At 44.9% G+C, this 23,689-nt stretch carries 21 protein-coding genes; 14 read left to right on the top strand and 7 right to left on the bottom strand.

Annotated features, from left to right (window positions below; all coding sequences use genetic code 11):
- The first annotated feature begins 42 nt into the window (after positions 1-42).
- From QUA44_RS14895 to QUA44_RS14870, 6 genes are all read left to right on the top strand, one after another.
- Positions 43-1,194 (top strand): dsDNA nuclease domain-containing protein, encoded by a 1,152-nt coding sequence (locus QUA44_RS14895; protein ID WP_333252063.1) that lies wholly within the window; start codon positions 43-45, stop codon positions 1,192-1,194.
- Positions 1,187-1,705, top strand: a complete 519-nt coding sequence (locus tag QUA44_RS14890; RefSeq protein WP_333252064.1) for a hypothetical protein — start codon at positions 1,187-1,189, stop codon at positions 1,703-1,705. Before QUA44_RS14895 ends, QUA44_RS14890 begins: the two co-directional genes overlap by 8 nt.
- A complete protein-coding gene (locus QUA44_RS14885) occupies positions 1,702-3,561 on the top strand; it encodes an AAA family ATPase (protein ID WP_333252065.1) in 1,860 nt (619 codons plus the stop codon). Before QUA44_RS14890 ends, QUA44_RS14885 begins: the two co-directional genes overlap by 4 nt.
- 149 nt (positions 3,562-3,710) lie before the next feature.
- Positions 3,711-4,343, top strand: coding sequence for a TMEM175 family protein (locus QUA44_RS14880; protein ID WP_333309749.1), 633 nt, complete (start codon positions 3,711-3,713; stop codon positions 4,341-4,343).
- A gap of 73 nt (positions 4,344-4,416) precedes the next feature.
- Positions 4,417-4,905 carry a cupin domain-containing protein gene (locus QUA44_RS14875; RefSeq protein ID WP_333252067.1) on the top strand — a complete coding sequence of 163 codons (489 nt, stop codon included), beginning with the start codon at positions 4,417-4,419 and terminating at the stop codon, positions 4,903-4,905.
- Positions 4,906-5,047: 142 nt separating this feature from the next.
- Positions 5,048-5,263 (top strand): nucleotidyltransferase domain-containing protein, encoded by a 216-nt coding sequence (locus QUA44_RS14870; RefSeq protein WP_333252068.1) that lies wholly within the window; start codon positions 5,048-5,050, stop codon positions 5,261-5,263.
- A 112-nt stretch (positions 5,264-5,375) separates the two neighbouring features.
- Here the strand turns inward: QUA44_RS14870 and QUA44_RS14865 are convergent, their stop codons facing one another.
- The gene (locus QUA44_RS14865; RefSeq protein WP_333252069.1) at positions 5,376-5,507 is read right to left on the bottom strand and encodes a hypothetical protein; all 132 of its coding nucleotides are present in this window, start codon (positions 5,505-5,507) and stop codon (positions 5,376-5,378) included.
- Between the two features lie 39 nt (positions 5,508-5,546).
- On the bottom strand, positions 5,547-5,648 hold the full coding sequence (locus tag QUA44_RS14860; RefSeq protein WP_333309755.1) for a helix-turn-helix transcriptional regulator: 102 nt from the start codon (positions 5,646-5,648) through the stop codon (positions 5,547-5,549).
- Positions 5,649-6,128: 480 nt separating this feature from the next.
- On the opposite strand from QUA44_RS14860, the gene QUA44_RS14855 reads away from it, so the two are divergent.
- Positions 6,129-6,500, top strand: a complete 372-nt coding sequence (locus QUA44_RS14855) for a DUF4342 domain-containing protein (protein ID WP_333166918.1) — start codon at positions 6,129-6,131, stop codon at positions 6,498-6,500.
- Between the two features lie 86 nt (positions 6,501-6,586).
- Here QUA44_RS14855 and QUA44_RS14850 read toward each other — a convergent pair whose 3' ends face one another.
- Positions 6,587-7,918 carry a serine hydrolase gene (locus QUA44_RS14850; RefSeq protein ID WP_333252070.1) on the bottom strand — a complete coding sequence of 444 codons (1,332 nt, stop codon included), beginning with the start codon at positions 7,916-7,918 and terminating at the stop codon, positions 6,587-6,589.
- On the opposite strand from QUA44_RS14850, the gene QUA44_RS14845 reads away from it, so the two are divergent.
- The gene (locus tag QUA44_RS14845; protein ID WP_333252071.1) at positions 7,917-8,093 is read left to right on the top strand and encodes a hypothetical protein; all 177 of its coding nucleotides are present in this window, start codon (positions 7,917-7,919) and stop codon (positions 8,091-8,093) included. The two genes, QUA44_RS14850 and QUA44_RS14845, sit on opposite strands and share 2 nt — an antisense overlap.
- A gap of 244 nt (positions 8,094-8,337) precedes the next feature.
- Here QUA44_RS14845 and QUA44_RS14840 read toward each other — a convergent pair whose 3' ends face one another.
- The gene (locus tag QUA44_RS14840) at positions 8,338-8,670 is read right to left on the bottom strand and encodes a hypothetical protein (protein WP_333252072.1); all 333 of its coding nucleotides are present in this window, start codon (positions 8,668-8,670) and stop codon (positions 8,338-8,340) included.
- Between the two features lie 44 nt (positions 8,671-8,714).
- The gene (locus QUA44_RS14835) at positions 8,715-8,888 is read right to left on the bottom strand and encodes a hypothetical protein (protein WP_333252073.1); all 174 of its coding nucleotides are present in this window, start codon (positions 8,886-8,888) and stop codon (positions 8,715-8,717) included.
- A gap of 276 nt (positions 8,889-9,164) precedes the next feature.
- On the opposite strand from QUA44_RS14835, the gene QUA44_RS14830 reads away from it, so the two are divergent.
- Both QUA44_RS14830 and QUA44_RS14825 read left to right on the top strand, forming a co-directional pair.
- The gene (locus QUA44_RS14830) at positions 9,165-11,030 is read left to right on the top strand and encodes an AAA-like domain-containing protein (protein ID WP_333252074.1); all 1,866 of its coding nucleotides are present in this window, start codon (positions 9,165-9,167) and stop codon (positions 11,028-11,030) included.
- Between the two features lie 117 nt (positions 11,031-11,147).
- Positions 11,148-12,098 carry a phytanoyl-CoA dioxygenase family protein gene (locus QUA44_RS14825; RefSeq protein ID WP_333252075.1) on the top strand — a complete coding sequence of 317 codons (951 nt, stop codon included), beginning with the start codon at positions 11,148-11,150 and terminating at the stop codon, positions 12,096-12,098.
- 459 nt (positions 12,099-12,557) lie between these two features.
- On the opposite strand, the gene QUA44_RS14820 is transcribed toward QUA44_RS14825, so the two are convergent.
- The gene (locus QUA44_RS14820; RefSeq protein ID WP_333252076.1) at positions 12,558-13,316 is read right to left on the bottom strand and encodes a 5-formyltetrahydrofolate cyclo-ligase; all 759 of its coding nucleotides are present in this window, start codon (positions 13,314-13,316) and stop codon (positions 12,558-12,560) included.
- A 147-nt stretch (positions 13,317-13,463) separates the two neighbouring features.
- Between QUA44_RS14820 and QUA44_RS14815 the strand changes: the two genes are divergently transcribed.
- The gene (locus QUA44_RS14815) at positions 13,464-16,238 is read left to right on the top strand and encodes an AAA-like domain-containing protein (RefSeq protein WP_333252077.1); all 2,775 of its coding nucleotides are present in this window, start codon (positions 13,464-13,466) and stop codon (positions 16,236-16,238) included.
- Positions 16,239-16,310: 72 nt separating this feature from the next.
- Here QUA44_RS14815 and QUA44_RS14810 read toward each other — a convergent pair whose 3' ends face one another.
- Complete coding sequence (locus tag QUA44_RS14810; RefSeq protein WP_190659269.1) at positions 16,311-16,775, bottom strand: COP23 domain-containing protein; 465 nt, start codon at positions 16,773-16,775, stop codon at positions 16,311-16,313.
- A gap of 368 nt (positions 16,776-17,143) precedes the next feature.
- On the opposite strand from QUA44_RS14810, the gene QUA44_RS14805 reads away from it, so the two are divergent.
- The 3 genes from QUA44_RS14805 (at position 17,144) to QUA44_RS14795 (ending at position 23,668) form a co-directional block, all read left to right on the top strand.
- Complete coding sequence (locus tag QUA44_RS14805; protein WP_190659271.1) at positions 17,144-17,641, top strand: HNH endonuclease; 498 nt, start codon at positions 17,144-17,146, stop codon at positions 17,639-17,641.
- 238 nt (positions 17,642-17,879) lie between these two features.
- Positions 17,880-19,154 carry a bifunctional oligoribonuclease/PAP phosphatase NrnA gene (locus QUA44_RS14800; protein ID WP_333252078.1) on the top strand — a complete coding sequence of 425 codons (1,275 nt, stop codon included), beginning with the start codon at positions 17,880-17,882 and terminating at the stop codon, positions 19,152-19,154.
- 869 nt (positions 19,155-20,023) lie between these two features.
- Positions 20,024-23,668, top strand: coding sequence for a diguanylate cyclase domain-containing protein (locus QUA44_RS14795; protein ID WP_333252079.1), 3,645 nt, complete (start codon positions 20,024-20,026; stop codon positions 23,666-23,668).
- Positions 23,669-23,689 lie beyond the last annotated feature (21 nt).

The following is a 23,689-nucleotide window of genomic DNA, read 5'->3' as shown; positions in this document are numbered from 1 at the left end:
TTAGATATCTAGCCTTACCCAACGCTTCCAGAGCAGTACGCGATGAAAAATCCTCTCCATCTGACACCGCCCGATGATACAGGCACAGATACGTTGAAACGGTTTCGCTATCAGGCTCAACTTGCTTTGCCTTTTTGTCTGGCATGTGCGCGTAAGGAGAAGATCCGCTCCATCATCATGGAGCACTTTGAAGATATTGTCATTGAATACGATGATTATTGGCATTTCATCCAAGTTAAAACTCGGAATGCAGAACGAGGTTCATGGAAATTGACTGATGCTATAGATGGGTTAAAAAGTTTATATCGAGCTTTTCATGAAACATCCCATTTAGAAGCTAAATACAGTCTCTTTATCGAAGGAGCGATATCTTCAAGAGATGAGCTTAATGCCTTAGCTCCAGGCAAGACGGATATTTCAGACGAAATTATACAGAAAGTATCTCAAAAACTTGAGATTGAAGATTCTAAATGCAGAGTTTTTCTAAAAGCTGTCACTGTTCATCCCAATCAGCCTCCTAGAACACATATTACATCACATAATATTCACCTAATGGGGCAAGTCTCAGCAAGCACCACAATCTGTGAAATCGAATCTTTAGAGGAAAAACTTACTGATGAAATTCTTCGAGCAATGTCATGCGATCGATTGGAGAATCTTTTGTATCATTACATCGCGAAGGTAGAGGAGATTGAAGATGGGAACAGATCCAGAATCGATGCAAAACGCCTTACTGCCAGCAATATCACTGATATCCTCGGCTCCCTCACAAGTGGCGATTATCCCTTGCTGCTGCGAATTACTGATCTCAATGCACCTACTCCAACGAAGCTAGAAAAGAAACTCATAGCAGGGGGAGCGACTGAACGTATAATTAAAAATGCCAAAGAGCTACGAGCAAATGCCTCTATCCGTGAAGCCGAAATTTTATCATCAGGCTTCTTTATGGAAGAAGAAAAAATTGTCGATGCGCAACTTCGGCTCGAAACGCTTGCCAATTCGGTTGTTGAAAGGTTTGAGGACTCAGATAAGCCAGCTAAGACCATCTGGCTAGAACTTCGGAAGGAAATAACTCAAACAGTAAGTTCTGTTGATCCCAATCGACTATACAAACAAGATCCTTATCTGTTACTTGGTGCAGTCTGTGGACTTTCTGATGAGTGTCGCATTGATTGGGGGGTTAAAATTGCGTAAGGAACTATTTCAACCTTCTATAGAAAGTGAAGCACGTATCCTGTTGCTTATTAATGCTTTCACTACACGAACCAAATCTCTGGAAGGCAGAACAAAATTAGCTAAGCTTGATTTTCTGCTACGCTATCCAGGCTTCATGCAACGCGCTCTAGCGATTCGTACATCAAGCCAAGTTATGGAAGTAGCCTCTGAAGAGCAACACAATATTGAGGGGCGCATGATTCGCTATCGATACGGTCCTTGGGACCCGTCATATTATGCCATACTTGGCAAGCTCATTGGTAAAGGGTTAGTTGAAACTGCTTCCCACAATCAAGGGATTGACTATCGTACTACAACATTAGGTTCAGAACTTGCCAAAAAACTTACCAAGGAAGATTCTTGGCAAGAAACTAGCGCACGTATCAAACTTCTAAAAAATAATTTCGACCTTTCTGGTAGTAATCTCAAGAATTTTATTTACAAGCATTTTCCTGAAGTTACTGGTGCTTCTTGGGGGCAAAAGTTATGAGAATTCACATCAATAAAATCGACTTGGTAGGCACTGGTCGTGAATTTTCCCTAACACCAGGACTGAAAATCATCACTGGTTCGATCACAACTGGCAAAACAACCTTGATCAAGTGCTTTCGCGGGTTGTTGGGTTCTATTCTCAAAGATTTTTCAAGGGAAGCACGAGAGAACATCACTAATCTTGCTGGAGAGATTATCATTGGCGACAATGCGTATGAGATTATCAGACCTTTCGTTACGACCCGTGATGCACTGATTTCTATCGCTGGTGAAAATGAGACAAAACGTTTACCAGCTTTGCTTGGTAAATCTGATGAAGAAACCTATGGAACGTGGTTGCTAGAAAAACTCAACTTGCCAACTTTGAAAGTTCCTACAGCCCCGACTCAAGATGACAGCGATACATCACCTTTATCTATCAATGATTACATGATGTATTGCCATCTTCGCCAAGATGAAATTGACAGTAGCGTTTTTGGACATACCAATTTTTCAAAAAACAACAAACGCAAGTATGTCTTTGAAGTTATTTATGGCAAGTATGATGTCGAAATAGCTCAGCTACAGATGAAACGCAGTGAAACAGTAAGTGAAATTCGGCGGTTACATAATTACACTAAAACAATTGATGAATTTCTTACTGGAACGCCGTTTGAGAATCGGGCAGCCATTGTCCAGAACCTTAACAATGTAAGTAGAGAACTAGAAACAGCATATTTGGATTCAGAAACTCTAGGGCAGGAAATTCGAGGCTATACAAATACGGATGAGTTGCGAGAGAACCTCTTAGAAGTGCAGCAGCAATTGGATGAACTTCACCAGAAGCTTCAGTATGAGCAATATAGCTTTGCACAGAAACAGAGTCTCATTGCCCAACTACAAACCCAAAGTGCCAGACTTACCAAATCCATTGTAGCAGGAAACTATTTGTTAGATTTCGATTTCCTTTCCTGCCCGCGCTGTGGCTCTTCTATTCAACAATCCCGAACCCAACCAGAAATTTGTTATCTTTGCCTGCAACAACCAGAACCTCAAATTACCCAAGATGATTTGATTAAGGAACAAGACAGATTAGAACAACAAATCACTGAAACCTTTGAGCTAGTGAATGCACATCGCACTGCAACTACCGATATTGAACAGGAAATCACCCGACTAGATGCACAACGCCAAACCTTATCTTCCGAGATCAATCATCGGACTCGTCGCTATGTTTCTGAGCAAGCAGAGCAAATCGCACAAGTGGAGCAGCATCGCACCCAATTACAGGAGCAGAAGCAGCGTCTAGAAGAATATCTCGGATTGTATAATCGGCACGATCAGGCTATCAATACTATTCAACAACTGGAATCCCATCTTGAAGAGTTAGATACGGCGATTGATCTAGCTAATAGCCGAGTTTCAGAATTTGACAATTACATATGTTTTCTAGACAGAACTTATCAAGCAATTCTTCAAGAAATCCGAGTACCTTCTTTTTCAGATCCGGGACCATCAATCATTGACCGAAAAACATACCTACCACGTTTTGAGGGCAGACGTTTTGATGAATTGGAGTCTCAGGGTCTTAAAGTGATGGTCAATGTTGCTCATGCGCTTGCACATCAATTAACTTGTATCCATTTTGACTTAAAGCTTCCAAATATCCTGCTAATTGATGGTTTATCCGGCAATATTGGCTATGAAGGGCTAGATCGCGAACGTATTGAAGCTGTTTACAGCTACATCATCCGAATTAGTCATGAGTATCAAAATCGTTTGCAAATTATCGTGTCTGATAATACTGTTCCCGAAAGCGCCCGTGAATACATATTAGTTGAATTCAGCGATGAGAATAAACTCATTCCTCTTTAATTCAAAGTAAGGAGGCTGAATGAAAACTGCGCTCGCCCTACCAATTGACCAAATCGCGAAGTTTCTTCGCAGATATCTCGTTGAGACTCTTATATTTTTCACATAAACCCGGTTGCTTTGCCTGAGTCTTGCTATACTTTGATTGAGAAATGATATGTTCGATAGCAACTTACTTTGAAGTAAGCAAAAAAGGAGCATTTACAAATATGGGTAAAGGGAGGTTAGAAGCATTCAGCGATGGTGTAATCGCCATTCTCATCACCATTATGGTGCTGGAATTGAAAGTGCCCCATGAAGCTGATTTAGCTGCGCTGCGTCCGCTAGTTCCAGTATTTCTGAGCTATGTACTCAGTTTTATTTATCTTGGTATCTACTGGAACAACCACCATCACTTGTTACAGGCGGCTCGGCAGGTCAATGGTAATGTGTTGTGGGCTAATCTGCATCTGCTGTTCTGGTTGTCACTCATTCCCTTTGTCACTGCCTGGACAGGCGAGAACCACTTCGCGGCCTGGCCAGTTGCGCTTTATGGCACTGTGCTGTTGTTGGCTGCGATCGCTTACTTCATTCTTACTCGTGTCCTTATTTCTCACCACGGTAAAGATTCCACTCTGGCAATTGCACTTGGGCGAGACTTTAAAGGTAAAGTATCAGTGGTGATTTATGCCGCAGCAATCCTGCTTTCCTTTGTGAACTCGTGGTTTGCCTTCATGCTATATGTTTTAGTTGCAATAATGTGGCTTATCCCCGATCGGCGTATTGAGAAGATTCTAACTTCGTGAAGAATGTTCCAGGAAAAGGCATCGCCAGCCAGCTAACACTTTGCTTTACCAATTACCAATTAACAATTAACAAATGACAATTCATCTAAACGGACTTTTTGTTGAACCTGGTCAAGGTCGTTCTTACTACCTTGGTCAAGACCTCTATACCTTCAAAGCAATTGGTGAAGAGACAGGTCAAGCCTATGCGCTTTGTGAAGTAATTGTTGCACCTCAAGGCGGTTCCCCGACCCATCGGCACCACCGAGAAGATGAATCATTTTATGTTCAAGACGGAGAGATTGAATTTCAGCTTGACGATCGTACTTTGGTGGCGACGGCTGGAACATTCCTTCATTCACCGAAAGGTCAGCTTCACCGATTCACGAATACGACCGCTACACCCGCTAAGATGATGGTTTGGGTCACTCCTGCTGGTTTTGAGAAATTTATTGCCGAAGCTGGAAAGGCAGTAAATGGTCAGATTACCCTTGGAGCATCCTTGACTCCTGAAGATTTGGACAAAATTCTTACCGCTGCTCCCAAGTACGGTATCGAGATCGTACCTCCACCATCCGAGTAACGATCGTGCGATTTCTTACCGCAAAACAACAACAACGCACAGGAGTAAAGAGATAGCTCATCAGGAGTCTAACTTGAGTCTATGAATGCTGCTTGATGAAGATTCTCAAGCAAAGTATGTGGTCAATAAGTAAGGAGGCTGAATGAAAACCGATCTCGCCCTGCCAATTGACCAAATCAACAAATTCTGCCAACAGTGGCAAATCATCGAACTCTCCCTCTTTGGTTCGATCATTCGTGACGACTTTCATGCAGACAGCGACATCGATATCCTAGTTGCTTTTGCCCCCACAGCCAACTGGGGTCTACTCGATCGCGCCCAAATGCAGGAAGAACTCGAAGCACTGCTAAGTAAGTAATTGGACAGAATTAATTACACACTGATTTTTTGCTAATTTTTTACTAAACAAGGCTTGTAGCAAAACTTTTGTGTAATTAATTGTGTCTTACTACTTAGACGAGTCGATCTAATCAGTAAACGGGCGATCGATCGCAGTTCCAACTGGATTCGCCGCCTTTGAAATTCTCTCTACCGCTCAAACTATTTATGTCAAATAGCCGCGATCGCGCTTCCTTAATCGATCGCTCTTTTTCTTTAAACAATTGCTTTGCCCGTTTTACCCGTTGCGCGATCGAATATTGTTAGGGAGATGTGCCGATCGACTGCTTCCACAGATGGCTGAAATGAAATTGACTCATGCCCAGCAATTGAGCTAAATCTGCAAGCTTAATATCTTGGTTCAGATGTTCGTTGATGTACTCGGTTTGCGTTTCTGATTTTATTGTGCTTCGCCAGTGCGATCGCTATCTCTGGGATGCTTTTGGGAACTGGCATTGCAAGCCATAGCTGGAGTGTACCTAGATAGCAATTACTCTTAAAGTCATTCTAGAAATATAAAGTTTTAATTTTAATAATTTTCCCTGATTTGAGTTCGCTTGGTGTCTAACTTAAAGATTCAACAGACAGCAGCCACCTTGACATGGCTGGCAGTACGCACCTTACTTGTATCTAGAGACGGGTTGTTTAAACAATATCTTCTCTACCTTTAGGAATAGATAAACCCGCCCTGATCTAACGCCAAAAATAAAGTTTTGAGTAAAAAAGCAGGGGTGGAAAGTACGAATGCAAATTGTAGGGTTTCCTTGCCTGTCATTCCCAAGTGCGATCGCCGAAGATAAGGGTATAGAAATTAAACGGCTGGTTTTCACCCGCCCTTACACAAAATGAACTCACAACTAGAACAACAAGTAACAATTCTACAAGACGAAACAGCAGCGGCCGGGAATTCAGCCAACCCAACAGTTGAAACTCATGTATTCGCCTCAGAATTTGCAACCGAGGAAAAAGTCAGAGTGGAAGAATTTAAGATTAGCGGCGACAGCCTAATTGGCAAAGTCAAAGAACTAATTCAGCAAGGAAAACTCCGCCGCCTCGTCATCAAAAACTCGCAAGGGCGGACTTTGGCAGACATTCCGCTGATGGCTGGATTAGTAGGCGGCGTTGCCGGCTCAGTAGTCTTTCCCATTGCTGCTGTACTTGCTACAGTGGGGGCAGTTGCGGCTCATTTGACTGTAGCAATCGAGCGCAAAGAATAGTCCTTAGTAATTAAAAATCTTCTCTTCAAGTCCGCGAAGGCGGACTTTGTTTGTTTAGTAGCGATTTCAATCGCCGAATTGTCTGATCAACGTAAATTATCCGGTACTCTCGCCGCAGGTTGGTCTAAATAATTGTAAACAATCCGCGAAATTCGACGGACAAAATCTCTGACAATCGGGTCATTGTAAGGACGTTTAACAAAGATTGCAGCTAAATAACGCTTACCGTTGGGCATATCAATAATTCCCGCATCGCCAACCACAAAGCCGATATCTCCGGTTTTGTCAGCAATAACTGCGCCGGGGCCTAAACCCGAAGGTAACAGCGTTCTAGTTGTTGTGTGCCGCAATAATTCTAAAGCTTGTTCCCGACTCGATTCAGAAACTAATTTATCGCGAGACAGCATCGCCAGCAGCTTTACCATATCCACAGAACTTGTTGTATTTGTTCCTTGAAAATCTCCCAACCAATTGCGAATTCTCGTATCAGTTAATCCCCAACTGCGAAAACGCTCGTTGAGTTTAGCAATTCCCCCCAAACGTTCAATAATCATGTTGGTGGCTGTATTGTCGCTGATGGTAATCATTTTATCTACGGTTTCTCTGATGCTAAACCGAGTTCCATCTGGTTCGTCTTGCATAGTTCCAGAGCCGCTGGCAACTAAGTCGGACTTCATAACTAATGTTTCGTCTAGGCTAACTTTGCCTGCGTCTACATCTTGATAAAAAGCAATCAGAATTGGTAACTTGATGGTACTCGCGGCCGGAAATACTCGATCGCCCTTGATATCCAAATAGTTTCCTGTATCTAAATCCAGAAAAAACATTCCGGCGCTCAGGGATCTATACTGTTCGATCGCACTTTCGATTTGAGGCTTGATGGCTATCATTTCCGAGCCTGTTGACAGCCCCAAATCAGCCGAATAGTTTCTCTGATTTCCCGGCGAAACAGTGGGCGTAACTTGACCTGCTGCTTGTTCTATGCGGGTAATAGCTGTGGGTATAAAAGACTCGTTGCCGGCTATTTGCTCGGGATTTGGCAACTGAAATGACCAGCGCGTGGCAGATTCTCTAATGACTCGGACTTTTTGGGGGTCTAACTTATAACCGGGAGTTAATTGTATCACTAACCTGGTAGTTCCGGTGTCAAACTGTCCGACTCTAATTTGTTGGATAGCTGAGTTGTAGCTTTGAGGACTTTCAGGATACTCCAAGACTATTCCCGGTAAATCAATTACTAAGCGGGTGGGATTGGCGATTAGTTTGACTTCCGGCTGAACTCCTGAATCTGTGGTTAAATTGAGTTGGTTGCCTTTGGGATCGAAGTGCCAAGATGTTAGTGTATCAGCTTTTGCGGGCAGGGCGATCGAGAAAAGACTAAGGGCGGCCGGCAACAGCCATCGCAGTTTAGGAGTCATGTTTAAAGAGAAAGAGTTTAACGGCTGCAACGAGAAAGCGGCTGGAAAAACCTTATCAACAGCTTTTGAGATGAAGCACCTAGCATCATACAGTCAACTCTTGCCCGCAGCCGTATTTTTTTTTCTTTTCTTTGAGAGTATTCCGTTTCCGGCACTAGACCTCTTGCAAAAATAATTAGGACGGGCTCTCCGGCCCATCCCACAAGAAAAAATAACTCTTGTGGGATGGGCCGGAGAGCCCGTCCCATCAATTGATGAAAAGGATTTTTGCAAGAGGTCTACTGATCTCAAATCTGGTTCTATTACCCCTTTTTCTTCCAGTCTCGCGCAGGCAGACAAAACTTTGTACACTGGCGGATTCTCTTGGCAGAATTCTTGTTTTGTAGGCACAACTTTTATTCACCTGAGATGAATTTAAGTTAGGCGACTTCTCGATTTCTAGCATCTTCAAAAGAGTCGATCGCGGCTTTGAGAAAAACTTTTCCTTTAGCAACAAATCGGCGATCGCTCAAAGGATCGTAAGCTTCCCAATTACCGCTAACTTCGCGATCGCGCCACAAAAACCAGCAGCGGTAGATTTCCCCGTCATCTATATCATCGCACAAAGCCAGCCAATCGTCCCCCGTGAGAGCGCTGGCGTCTAATGCTACCAATTCAACCCATGCAAGTGCAGTGCAGGCATCGATCGCATCAGCGTCAACCGAGTCAGATTTGGTAGCTATAGGTTGTGGCGAACACAGTGTAGACTTCATAATTTCTCCTTAATTTAATTAAATCAATCAATCAATGAATTGCCCTATTTATGGGACTGCCCCGGTACGCCAAGTGGAAAAATTGTGTTTTGATAAATTTCTGGTTGGTCAAATTTACCAGCGGCTGATGCTTCTGTTAAATTATTAAGTGTATTAATTGTAAAAATGGCGGCGGTTCCCAAAGCGGCCATTGCCAGTCTGTGTAAGATTTTGCTCATTTGGCTGCTCCTTTTTTGCTTGGTGTATCTACTCTAAAAAGTTAAGTGGTGATTAGTGGCGGAGATTGGGGAGTTAAGAAAAACTTTTTATCCTAAAATATATTCAACTGTTGAAGCCGTTATCAGGACAGAGTTTGAGGAGTCGATCGCTAAAAAAACCTCCCCAAGTAAAATTCCTTAAATTCCGGCTGGCTGATTATCTTCCTTAAAATCCCCCAAAATAGGAACTTAAGGCGTTAAAATTTCTAGATTCGTTCCCCTTTCACTGCAAGCGAAGTGCTCAAGTCAAAACGCGATCGCGGTCGCATTCTCACTGCCTCTGGCTTAAAGAAACTTAACGAGGCGCTCCAAGAATGGTCTGACCGATATAACATTAAAGGTACTCTGACTGAAATCGAGGCCGAGTCTGGCGTTGGTATCGATACAGTCAGCAAAATTAAGCAGGGTAGAGAAGGTGCGGATTTGAGTAAAATTCGCCAGTTGTTCGCGGCTTTTGAAATGACTCTGGCTGCTAGCGACCATCGATCGGCTAAACTTGAGGAACCGGAAAATTTAGACGAGCTGGACAATTCGCCGGTAGCGGAAGAAACAGCCACCAGCAGCAGAATTGTTAAAGTATTTGTCAGTTATCGCAGCGCCGAACCAGATCGCGAGTTAGGAAAACAGTTAGAAATAGCCTTAAGCGCGATCGGTCATACAGTTTTCACAGCAGAAAATAACATTAGATTGGGAGATAATTGGTTCGATCGCATTAATTTATTCCTCCAAGAATGCGATTATTTGCTGCTACTGTTGCCGCCAACGGGAAACCAAAGCGAACTACTAACATATCAAGTTCAGCAAGCAAAAGAACTACAAGACTCCCGCCCTGACAGAAAACCAATAATTCTCCCCATCCGCGTCGGCTTTCCCCTGAACGCGCCTCTAAATCACGACTTGCGGGGCTATCTGTACCGCATCAAACAGAGGGAATGGAAAACCACCGCCGACACTCCAATTCTTATCGAAGAAGTTCTGAATTTGCTCGCAGAAAAACCCGCATTATTCACAGAAGAAACGGAAGATTTAAAACAAAAACAGCTATTAGAAATTAGCAGCGACGAAATACCTCTACCCGCCGCCGAACCCGAATTACCGGGAGGACAAGTCGATGTCGCTTCTCAATTTTATGTAGAACGCCCGCCCATCGAAGAACGCTGCTATCAAACTATTGTGCAGCCCAGCGCGTTAATTAGAATCAAAGCGCCGAGACAAATGGGCAAAACTTCCTTGATGGCAAGAATTTTGCATCACGGAGCCCGTCAAGGTTATTGCACCGTGCCGCTAACTTTTCAGTTAGTAGATAAAGGCGTATTTGCCAACTTAGATAAATTCTTAAAATGGTTTTGCGCTTATGTCGGGCGCGAGTTGCACTTACCCAATCAATTAGACGATTATTGGGACGAGATTTTCGGCAGCAAAGTCAACTGCAAAGATTACTTTGAAAAATACATTTTGCCGCAAATCGACAGTCCTTTAATTTTAGGATTAGACGAGATAGATCGCGTTTTCCAATATCCCGACATTGCCGAAGACTTTTTAGGACTGCTGCGGGCGTGGCACGAAGAATCGAAGCGGCGCGACATCTGGAAAAAACTGCGATTAATTGTAGTTCACTCCACCGAAGTTTACATCCCGATGAACATCAATCAATCGCCTTTCAACGTCGGGCTGCCCGTAGATTTGCCCGAATTCAACTCTCAGCAAATACAAGATTTAGCAGCGCGCCACAATTTGAATTGGTCGGAGGCAGAAGTAGAAAAATTGATGGCAATTGTCGGCGGTCATCCGTATTTAGTGCGAGTTGCATTATATCACATTTCGCCATCGGATTTGACACTCGATGAATTAAAAGAAACTGCGATCGCAGATGCGGGAATTTACAGCGACCATTTGCGCCGCCAATTGTGGAATTTAGAAGAATATCCAGAGTTAGCGCAGGGGATGAGAGAGATTGTGGCGGCGGATTCTCCGGTGCAATTAAAGGCGATGCAGGCGTTTAAATTAGACAGTTTGGGGTTGGTGAAATTGCAGGGTAACGAGTGCGTGCCGAGGTGCGAACTGTATCGGCAATATTTTAAAACTAATTGGGGAGTTAATTAATTGGAGATTTTAGCTCGTTAATGACGTAGAATCAGCAGTAGGGGAAAAGAGCAGCACAAATATCGCAAAAGAGCGATCGGGCTTTCCCCCGTGCAGTATCAACGTAAAATACGATCGATGACTGAAGAAACCGTGACTCTAAGAAAGTCTCTTGACTTAGATAAATTAATTCCACTTCTACCGCAAGCAGAAGATATTAACTACTGGCGCGAGCTCAACCCCAGTTCAACTATTTCCGCTCGACCATTTGAAGGCTTTTCAGAAGTGTCGGGAATCCAAAAAGCAGAAATTGACGAGTACAGGCTGCAACTGCGAGAAGAAGGCTATTTCCAAACACCTAGCGTCATACCTGCTGCTACTATTCAGGAGATGCGCGACTGTATAGAAAATGTCCGAAAAGCAGGGTTTCCGACAATGTTTGCCCTCGTCTACGATGTCTTCTATCAAGCATTTGGTTACTTTAACTCAACATTGACAGGAATTTTGGGAAACGGCTACAAGCTAGTTCCCAATTTTTGGGTTTATTACATAGAAACTTCTGACAGCGGCAAAGGATTTGATCCTCACCGCGACGCCGAGTACGAAAATACTATAGACTCCAACGGTATGCCGACAGTGCTTACTCTCTGGGTGACAATTACTGAGGCCAATCCCCTCAATTCATGTATGTACATGATTCCGGCAAACCGCGATCCAGAGTATGCTGAAGCCATCAAAAATCTCAAGACAAAAGCTACTAAATTTGCCTTGGAAGATATCCGGGCTTTACCGACACAAGCTGGTACTCTATCGTGCTGGAATCAATACGTTTTTCACTGGGGAAGCCACAGCAGCAGTCGGGCTAAATCGCCTCGAATTAGCTATGCCGTATATTGTCAGCGAGGGGATATTCCACCAGTTGATGATGTGATTGTCGATATCCCCTCAGTCCTTGATTTCCCAACGCGCTTATCTCTGATTTGCAGAGGTTTGTATCGCTATTATTACGCCAGTTTACAGCCATCCCCACAGGCGGAAGCACTGTTATATTTATTGAGGAAGCATACGGCAAGTCTGAAAAAAACTTAATATAATTTCCCCAAAAAGCCCGTCATCTCAATAGCGGTTCCATCGGAATGATTTAACCGCAGAGGACGCAGAGTACGCAGAGTCTCGAGAAGAGAGAGATGGGGATAACTAACCTGGATTTGGTATAATTTATGTAATTAATAATCAGGTGAATGATACCCATGAACGATATTTTTTTGATAACTTCCGATAATTGGCTAGATTGGATAACCGTGTTTGGTTATCTAGGTTTTACTGCTTTCATTGCATGGCGCGTGTTCACCACAAAGTAGATATATTATGAAATTACCTTCTTCCTCTTCTTCTTCCTTCTTACTTTGCGTCCTTCGCGCCTTCGCGGTTCGTTAAATAAACAGTAAAATAAGACAATAATCAACTAGCCCATACCGATTATTATTGAAGGAATAGAAATTGGGGCGATCGCTGTAGATGCTCTTTTGCCTTGATTTTGATTAAAAGCTATTTGTTATTGGTTAATTGCTCTCTCAACTTTCGCAAAATCGGAATTTGTTCCAACTGTTCCGATCGCAAACTATCCCAGTTTAACCCAATTGGACGCGGATAACTTGTATTAGTCTCAATTACCTCCTGGGCAGTAACAATCCAATTCAGCGCCCAATCGTGAGCTTGCATTGGTAAACGCAAATCTTCGACTATTTGCAAAGGATGCACTGTTGTGACAATTGGCGTATCGATTTGTACTAACCCGAATTCTTGCAACATAGCCAATTCCAAATCGGCAAAACCTGCACCTTTCCCGGTTCTTCCCCCGCCCGGCCCTGCTGCTACGCAGCCGACTATTACTAAATCGATCGGCTCCATTTCTGCAAAACTTACCAATTTTCCGCAAGTGAGTGCTTTGCGAGCGATCGCACTTTCGGCAATAGATACATTTTGTCTCTGCAAATCCGCAGCAGTTAACTCTACAAAACAGCGATCGTCTGTCAATCGCGGTACTGCCATATACAGGCCTTTTCCATCTTGCAAAGCTTGCATCCGCACCGGAATTTGTGCCGAATCTGGATTGCACTTAATCGTTTTTGCTTTTTGCCATATTGGTAAAGTTGCCAATCTTTCGGCAGCCAAGTGTGCACCGACAAAGTTGGGAATATGACCGAACGGATCACCAATAGATGCGGCTTGCTGCTTCAGCAAAGACCAAATTTCAGCTCTTAACTTGTCTTTGTCGTCGTTATATCCAGTCCAATCAGTTTTCATGTTGTATTGTGGTACAATGTATCATACAAAAGTTTCCTTTAATACGCCTCATTTCTTCAGTCCGCGAAGGCGGACTTTGTTTGTGTAGTAGCGGTTTCAACCGCCGAATGACCCCAATATATTTTTTTGATTTTACCATTTTATCCTATGAATTTTACCACGAAACCCAGTTATTATCAAGTCGGCGGCAGTCTCACAAATAACGCTCCGAATTATGTGAAGCGGCAAGCCGACGACGATCTTTATAACGGATTGAAGGCGGGGGAATTTTGCTATGTTTTGAATTCCCGGCAAATGGGCAAATCTAGCTTGCAGGTGCGGACAATTCAGCGGCTGAGAAATGAGGGAATTGCTTGTGCTGCGATCGACATTTCGGAAATTGGCAACCGCGGCGTCACTCCCGAACAGTGGTATGCTGGTTTGCTCCGCATTCTCGAAAATAACTTTAACCTGTCGGATATTGTCAACGTGCGGACTTGGTGGCGCGATCGCAATTTTTTAACTCCAGTTCAAAGATTGAGCGAATTCATCGAAACCGTACTCTTACCCAACATTTCCAGCAATATAGTCATTTTTATTGACGAAATCGACAGCATTCTCGCCCTAGATTTTCCCGCCGATGATTTTTTAGCCTTAATTCGATCGTGCTACAACAAGCGCGCCAACAATTCAGAGTTCGATCGCCTAACTTGGGCCCTCTTAGGTGTAGCATCGCCCACGGATTTGTGCCGCGAGCAAAATGCCAGCAGCAATACCCCTTTTAATATTGGCAAGGCGATCGAATTAACTGGTTTTGACGAAACAGAAGCTCAACCGCTAGCAGCGGGGTTGGCAGAGCTGACAGACAGCTCTCATGAAGTTTTGAGAGAGGTTTTGTATTGGACTGGCGGGCAGCCTTTTTTGACTCAAAAGCTGTGCAAACTCCTGCTGGAAAACCCACAATTAATGCCGAATTTACCCCCCCCAGCCCCCCCTTGCCAAGGGGGGGAGGAAGATGCAGCCGCCCGTTGGCAAGGGGGGGAGGAAGATAGAATTCACACTTCTAAAGAGTGGGTTGAGAAGGTAGTGCGCTTGAAAATCGTGGAGAATTGGGAAACTCAGGATGTGCCAGAACATTTGTCCACAATTCGCGATCGGCTTTTCAAAGAAAACCAGCGGATTGTCAGGAGACTGGGATTGTATCAGCAAATTTTAGAGCAAACTGAAATTGTCCCCGATGGCAGTGCGGAACAAATGGAACTACGATTGAGTGGATTAATCGTTAAGCGCGGGGAAAGATTAACAATTTCTAATCCCATTTATGACGCTGTATTTAACAAAGAATTAATTGAAGAAAAGTTAGAAAAACTTTCGCCTTACTCGGAAGCGATCAAACTCTGGCTAAATTCTAGCTGTGAAGATGATTCCCAACTGTTGCGAGGGGATGATTTGCAGTCAGCATTAGTTTGGGCTGCCGATAAAAGCTTGAGAAACGAAGATTTTCAGTTTTTGACTGCCAGCCAAAAAGTTATTTTGAGCGACCAAAATCAACTGCTGCGTTCAGCTACACTCGAAACCAAAAAAGCTGTGCGTGATGCAGAACAAGCTTGGAGTGAAGCTGACTCTGCCAAACAAAAAGCCAAACAGTGGATCGGCGTCGGTTCTGCGGTACTGGCAGCATCGTTAGTGGCGGCGATCGGCTTTTCAACTCTCGCTTACCAGCGGTTTAAACTAGCACAAGCAAGTATTGAAATCGAACAAAATGCCAGCGATGCTTTATTGTTGGCTGTCTCTCAAAAGACCGAAAATAGCGAAGCTTTATCAGAAGCTTTACTGAGGGCGATCGCCTCGGGGAAAAAATTAAAAACCTTGGTTAAAAACAAACACAAGCTAGAACAATACCCAGCAACTAGACCACTATTAGCATTACAAATAATTCTCGATAAAATTAGTGAAACACAGCAGGTCAAAGGCTCATTAATTCCACAAAGAAAGATAAAGTTGCAAGCTCATAAAGGTGCAGTTACCAGCGTCACTTTTAGCCCAAATAGGCAAATTTTAGCAACCGCAGGAATAGACGATAAAGTTAGGATGTGGAACTTTTCCGGGCAAAAAATTGCTGAATGGAAAGCTTTACAGCAGTCAGTTAATATGGTAAATTTTAGCCCAGACGGTAATTTTTTAGCGACTGCCGGAAGGGATAGCACTGTTAAAATATGGAATTTATCAGGTAAAAGTATTTCTACTTTGAAAGGAATTCAAGGCTCTGTTACCAGCATCAGTTTTAGTCCCGAAGGAAAGTTATTAGCGGCGGCAGGGATAGACAGCTATGCTGCAATTTGGAAGTTGTCAAAACTGCCAAAGTTAATATCATCGAGCGTGAAACTTCCCGGTCACAACGGCTTAGTGAGAAGCGTGAATTTTAGCCCGCGGGGCGATTTTTTAACGACTTTAGACGGCAAATCTACAGTGCGAATTTGGAATTTGTCGGGACAACTGAAAAAAACATTGCCGGTTCAGGCAATTGGGATTAGTTTCAGTCCAGATCAACAGCAGCCTCGCTTTGCTACAGTAACATTGAACGGCAAAGTCGGGCTGTGGAATTTGTCAAAAAAAGAATTAGTGAATGAATTTCAAACCTTGCATTTAGATGCGAAATCAATTAGTTTTAGTCCCGACGGAGAACGGCTTGCTACAGTGGGAATTGACAAGACTGTACGGCTGTGGAATTTAGCGGGGCGGCAGGTTGCTCAATTTGAGTTCGAGGAGAATGTTGTTAGTGTCGGTTGGAGTCGAGACGGAAAGCAAATTGCTGTAGCTGGAAGCAACGGCACTGTCTGGCTGAGGCAGGTTGAAGGGTTAGAAGAACTGCTGAAGCAAAGCTGCAATTTTTTCACCACTCAACCGAAGTATTTTACCAGAGTTTCAACTATCTGCAAGTAGGGTGGATACATGACTTTAGCACGTAGGACACAGCATTGCCATGTCCTACCCGTAGCTAATGAGTTATAACTATCAATTTACTTTAACAGGGGAAACACTTACATTAGGATTTGTAACTCTTTTTAAGAGCTCTTGCCGGGCTTGTTCAGGATTTTGACCTTTGGGTACTTGATATAATAATCTACAGGAACCGTCTTGAGGATTAGCTGCACAAATAATTAGTTGGCCGCTGGTCGATGCACCTGCTGTGACAATATTATCCCAGCTTCCTTGCGGTTGCGAGTTGTTGAGAATTCCTGAGACTCTGGTACACCGAGTAATCGCATCTTCTCCTGATTCATTGAAATAGTTATCAGCTAGCCACAAAATGACGGGAATATTTTTGCCTTGTTGGACAGCAATTGTAGCTGGGCGGCCGCCAGCAGCGCCGCAGAAGAATGAAGGCGCTTGGGCAAAGGCTGGACTGTTTGCTAAAATCGGAGCAGCAAGGGCAATAATTGACGCGCTCAAAGCAGACTTTAAGAGCCGAAATTTCATGAGCAGTAATAAGCTTTTTCATTTAAGGTTACTAATAGTCTAAAAAGTTAAACTGTTTGTTGCCGGGAAGATTAGGCATTTAGAGAAAAAAATAAAATTTATTTTGCAAATTTTTGCCGTTAGCGAAGCCCTCGGAGAGGATCGCACACACTGGACTCATCTATACCAAAACTCAGGGAAAAAAGCTCGCTGACAAACACCAAAAGGCAGAAAATAGGTGCAGCCACAGGGGGCGCAGGCGCGAAGGTATAGGGTGAAGGAGTGGTTTTGCACCGTTTTTTGCGATCGCCTCGCTGTTCCTGATGTCGTCCCACCTAAAGTGGAACCTGTGTTAACATCGAAAAAAATATTCTCTTTAATAATCAACAATGGGCAATGTTCTGGTGCTGAACGCCTCCTACGAACCCCTTAACATCACCAATTGGCGAAGGGCGGTAGTTTTGTTGCTGAAAGGAAAAGCAGAACAGGTAGAACACAATGGGAAATTTATTGCGCCAAACTTCCCGCTACCAACTGTGATCCGACTGCGGCATTATGTCCGAGTTCCCTATAAGGATATTCCGCTTACCCGCCGGAACATCTTGCACCGGGATGCACACTCTTGTCAATACTGCAGTTATACGGGGGACGATTTAACCCTCGATCATGTAATTCCCCGATCGCGCGGAGGAGGCGACAGTTGGGAAAACCTCGTCACCGCCTGCGTGCGCTGCAATGTCAATAAAGGCAGCCGCACGCCAAAAGAAGCGGGAATGCCGCTGCGCTATCCGCCGAGGAAACCTCACAGCGGTCTTTATTTTGAAGTCACTAAACACGTTAAGAGCGGTATGCACAAAGAATGGCAAAAATATGTAATAGGCCTTTAAAACCCCTGTCAGCGCAAGCGCGGGGGTTTTTTGCGGAAGTTCTGAGTCCTGAGATTGCTTCCTTCCTCGCAACGCACACTCTCTGCATGAGGTAAAAAGTTAAAGAGAGAATTTACGCTCTTAAATCCGGTTTCTCGTAAAAAGTATGGGCTTTGACAAACAGGCATCTACAAAGAAACCGGGTTTAAGATCGAATGTCGCGCAAATCCTGAAATAGTTAAATAGTTAATTTTCAACGATGAAAGACCATCCCCCTAACAATTCCGATGAAACATCCGGCAACCGCGAAGGTGAACTTGAGGCCAGCAGCGAGGTTGTACCCGGAGTGAGTGCGCCAGGGAAACGGCGCAGCAAAGCCGAAGTTGCTTCCGAAGAGAATCGCGGCCGTCCCCGCGAGGAATTGCACGATCGCAAAGTCGAGCAATTGCGCCAGATGTTCGATCGGCACAAAGGTAATCGCCAGTTAATATTATTGCAAGACTTTCCCGATCCCGACGCACTTTCCAGCGCTTGGGCTTACAAATTAATCGCCGAACAGTATGATATCCAATGCGAGATTATCTACGCCGGCGCCCTCAGCCACCAAGAAAACATTGCCTTAGTTAAATTGACAGGGTTGCCGTTGCAGCGGTGGACGCTGGAAACAGTCAAAACTAAAGATTTGTCGGTTTATCAGGGCTGTGCTTTCATCGACAACCAAGGGACGACTTGTAACTTAACCGAGTTTATTTTAGCGGCAGGAGTTCCGATCGCCGCCGTCATCGACCACCACAATTTACAAGGGGAAATGAAGGCAGAATTTATTGATTTGCGCCCTCAAATCCGCGCTACAGCCACGATTTTTTCCGAGTATTTACAGGCTGGACTTTTAGCTTTCGACGCCAGCGTCAGTCTGCACATCAAGTGCGCTACAGCTTTGATGCACGGTTTGCGATCGGATACGATCGCCCTCAGACAAGCTCAGGAGGAGGACTTTTTAGCTGCGGCTTATTTGAGCCGATTTTATGACCCGCAGTTGTTGAATGCGGTGTTGCAGTCGTCTCGTTCTAAGTGGGTGATGGATGCGATCGAGCGAGCGCTCAAACACCGGACCGTCCAGAACAATTTTTCGATCGCCGGCATCGGCTACCTCCGCTATGACGATCGGGATTCTATTCCCCAAGCAGCGGACTTTTTAGTCACAGAGGAGAACGTACACACAGCAGTTGTCTACGCAATTGTTCACGACAAAGACGAAGAAATTGAAGTAGTAATTGGCTCGCTGCGAACTAATAAACTTACTCTCGACCCCGACGAATTTATCAAAGAAGCCTTCGGTCAAGATGCTCAAGGACGCTTTTTTGGCGGCGGCAGAAGTCAAGCTGGAGGTTTTGAAATACCGGTGGGATTTCTTTCCGGCGGGAATGAGAATAGCGATTATGCAAAGCACAAATGGGAAGTATTCGATGCTCAGATTAAGCAAAAATTGCTGAATTTAATTAGTCCTAAAGACAATCCTGTTTACGATCATTAACTCTGGAGTTTTTAGGTGCGGTTTTGATTCCAGCAACAGCCTGGGAATGCCGCTGGGTTATACCTCCCGTTGCTACCAGGTTTTGCCATATTTTTTTCTCATTCCGGGCTAACTCTCAACTTGGTAATCAGTCCTGCCCGCACTTCAACTCTCATCAACCTGGTTTTTTTAACTCTTATTGAGGGTTGGAAATCCCGCCCAGTCCACCTCTGCCATGAACAGGCTTTCCGGCCTGTTCCAAAACAACTGCATTTTCTTGTGGGGAGTAGGGGTTGGGCAGGAGAATCCGCCCCTAAAAAGTTTATTGAAAATCCTGCAAGATGTCACTTTTAACGAAGTAAGAAGGTTGAAAAACCCGGTTGACTGCTCCAGGACTAACACTAATCAATTTTATCCCGATTTCCCCAAAATATACATCAAAAAAACCGGGTATTTTAAGTATTTTCAAGGGATTAACGAAGTATTTTGCTCAAAAAAACTAGGTTGCAGGGCAAATTTAGTTTTATCTAGTTTACTAAATCCACAATAATTCTTAAGTTTTAACAATTATACAGGGTTGATTTTTTGATATTTTCTTATTTTCTCGCTAAATCAATCACAATTTGTTATAGTTAGTGCAGGATATTTTCGATAATAATTAGTAAAAAACGCTTGAGAAGAATCAAAATAGATACCCAACAACCTAAACCCTTGACTAAATGACATAAAAAAAGTAATTGTAACAGTCAAAAAAAGTTGGGTTCGTCACATAAATATTAGTTTTTTTCTAAGCCCAGGCAGCGATTACTACGAGTTCAAAAAAAATATTATATTTATTTTTTGCCGGTTAGAATAGTAGAAAATAGCTTAAAAAAACAAGGAACACGGAGATGTCTACAAAACAGACTTTCTCTTGGTCGTTAGAGAAAAGCATAGAAAAAGTTTCAGAAATTGCACTTAAAATCAACGAGTTCGTGGCTCTGGAGACAATTTTGCAATGTGCGCTACAAGAAACCAGGGTGCTGCTGCAAACTGATCGCGTGATTATTTATCGCTTCCTACCGCATAGAGATAGGGTAGTATTTGCTGAATCTGTTGGTGATCAGTGGCTGCCAATCCAGGGACAACTGATTCATGACCCTTGCCTGGAAGCAACCTGGGTAGATCGTTACAGCCAGGGACAAACGAGTGCCATTTCTGATATTCACGCTGGTGATCTTCAAGCTTGTGATGTCGAATTGCTCTCGCGAATCCAAGTTCAGGCAAATTTAGTTGCGCCAATCTTGCTAGATGGCCAACAGCAGCAATCTCCGAAGCTTTGGGGACTGTTGATTGCTCATCACTGCCGAAGTGCGCGTCAGTGGGAACCTCTCGACGTTCAAATCCTGCAACAGGTTGCAATGCACATCGGGTTGAGGATGCAGCACTTGGAATCTCACCGCCCTGTGCTGGGGTCAAATCAACCGCCGGAACTCGAAACAGAACCGAATCAAACTGATCCCAATACAGAAAGCGCGCCCAGAGTCAATCATCATCAAAATTGTCTACAACCAGAGTTTGCCTGTTCCCTGAGCGGGGATATTTTCCACCTCAAAACCTTTGACTTGTTGCAAAACCCGATCTGGATATTTGATATTGAGGATTGGCAAATGCGGTGGGCAAACCAAGCATCCTTGTACCTGTGGGATGCTTCCACGCGCCAGCAACTCGCGAGCCACAACTTTAGGGATATGTTCTCAGAGTCTACTCGGATTCGCTTGCAGAGCTATCGGCAGCAGTTTGAGCAAGGCCAAACCTTGTCCGAGCAGTGGACGTTTTATCCGGCCGGTGAGCCTGTTTCTGTAGGCTGTCGGTGCTCTGGCATCAGGATTGATAGCGGGCGTTTGGCAATCCTGGTCGAGGGTAAGGTCGAAACCGCTCCTCAAATCGAACCGGAAACCCTGCGATCGATCGAGGCAATCCGACACACCACGCTGATGGTTTCGCTGTACACCCTCGAAGGTGTGCCGCTGCTGCAAAACCCGGCGGCCTTGGGGTGTTACGGGGAGGCGCTGCACCCTGGCTCTGCGACCGATAATGCTTTTGTGAGTCACTTTGTTGACTCTGAGGTAGCAGAGCGAGCAATGGCAGTTCTTCAGTCCGGTGAGGTATTTAGCACGGAGGCTCAAGTGATTACTCTGGCGGGAATTCGCTGGCATGGGATGGACGTGCGGTGTACCAACGACCCGGTAACAGGCAACCCGATGTTGCTCGTGAACGAAAAGGACATTACCGACCGCCAGCAGACAGAAACAGCGCTGCAAAAGAGTCAAATTAGGTTGTCAGAAGCCCAGCGGGTTGCCCACATCGGTAACTGGGAATGGGACGCGATTACGGGTAAAATTACCTGGTCTCCCGAACTATTTGAGATTTTGGGACGCGACCGGGCACTGGGCGAACCTACCTATGAAGAAAACCTGCGGCTTTACCATCCCGAAAGTGCCAAACAGCTACACCTGGTAGTTCAACGAACGCTCACTCGCGGAGAGCCTTATCTATTGCGGCTCAGAGTCCTGCACCCGAATGGTTCTATGCGCCATACCGAAGCCAGAGGACAGGCCGAACTCAATGCAGAGGGACAAGTCATTCGGTTGTTTGGTACATCCCAAGACATTACGGATCTTGTCCAGGCCGAAACAGAACTCAGAGAAATGAGTATAGCCCTTGCTAATGCCGTCGAAGGCATCTCGCGACTGGATATTTTCGGACGGTATATCACCGTTAATCAAGCCTACGCGAATATAGCAGGTTATCAATCTGAAGAAATGGTTGGTATGAATTGGCAGACAACAGTTCATCCCGACGACTGTGACATGATGAGGGCGGCTTATCAAAAAATGCTAGCCGGCGGCCGAGTCGAGGTTGAGGCCCGTGGTATCCGAAAAGATGGTTCGATTTTTTACAAGCAATTGGTGATGTTGGCAGCCTACGACTGGCAGGAGCGATCGATCGGGCATCACTGCTTTATGAAGGATATCACTGCTCGCAAACAAGCAGAAGCAGCGTTAAAAAAAGAGTTCGAGCGTCTGGGTATAGTGATTGCTACCCAACAGGAAATCGCCCTTCGTAATCCTAACCTGGATGCAGTGATGGCGGTGATTATCGATCGAACTCAAAAATCGCTCGGTGCCGATGGGGCCGTGATTGAAATGCTGGAAGGGGATGAGTTGGTGTATCGGGCAGCCAGCGGTATCGCCAGCGCCTATGTTGGATTACGGATCAAAGTAGGGACAAGTTTATCGGGAAAATGTATTGCGACCGGCCAAATCATGCTTTGCGATGATTCACAAACCGATGCACGGGTGGATCAGTCTGCCTGTCAGCGCATTGGTATCCGGTCACTGGTGGTTGTTCCCTTGTTCTATCAGGACGATCGGGTTGGCGTCTTAAAAGTTGTTTCAGCTACACCCTGTGCCTTTACAGAGTCAGATATTCATACCTTACAACTGATGGCGGGGTTTTTGGCGGGTAGCCTGCATCTGGCTTCAGAGTTTGATGCTAAAAACTTTCTCCTGAGTCAATTGCAGGAAAGCGAGGAACGGTACCGTTCTGTGATTACTAGCATGACAGAAGGTGTCGTACTCCAGCTAGCAAATGGACAAATTACTGCCTGTAATGCAAGTGCCGAAAGAATTCTCGGGCTCACCCCCGAGCAAATGATGGGGCGCACATCCGTAGATTTAGACTGGCGAATCGTTCGGGAGGATGGCAAACCGTTCCCCGGCCAACAGCATCCGGCAACGATCACCCTGCGCACGGGAGAAGCGCGATCGAATGTGGTGATGGGCGTTCACAAACCGGATGGAACCCTGACTTGGATTTCGATTAATTCTCAACCGCTGTTCCATCTCAATCAGTCTCAACCCTATGCAGTTGTGGCGACTTTTGCTGATATTACAGAACGCAAGCAAGCCGAGGAGATGCTCAGACACCGGGCGGAAAAAGAAAGATTAATTGCTACGACAGATGGGTTAACACAAATAGCAAACCGCCGCTGTTTTGATGAGCGGTTGCAGTTGGAATGGCACAGGCTGATGCAGGGCAAACAACAGTTGTCGTTGATTATGTTGGATGTAGATTATTTCAAGCGATATAACGATTTCTACGGACATCAAGCTGGGGATACTTGTTTGGTGAAAGTCGCGAAAGCCGCAGCAGCCTCGGTTAAACGTTCCGCCGATTTGTTTGTGCGCTATGGGGGCGAAGAATTTGCTGCTATCCTGCCGAGTACGGATGCTGCAGGGGCGATCGCGGTTGCTGAGTCGATCCGAGAGGCAATCCGAGATTTGGCAATCCCTCACGAGCAATCTGATGTGAGCGTGATCGTGACCGTTAGCATGGGAATTGCAACTGTGATTCCCACTGCGGAAAGATCACCGGATGAACTCGTTGCCCTCGCCGATCGAGAATTATATGATGCGAAACGACAAGGGCGCGATCGCTACAAAAGCGCCAACCCGATGACGGCGCCAGATTTCAATGCAGTTGTAGAATAGGCAAAAGATGTCGAGCGCGCC

Origin of the sequence: Microcoleus sp. N9_A2 (assembly GCF_036701775.1) — a bacterium.
GTDB lineage: Bacteria > Cyanobacteriota > Cyanobacteriia > Cyanobacteriales > Microcoleaceae > Microcoleus.
This window is presented reverse-complemented; position numbering and strand designations above follow the sequence as displayed.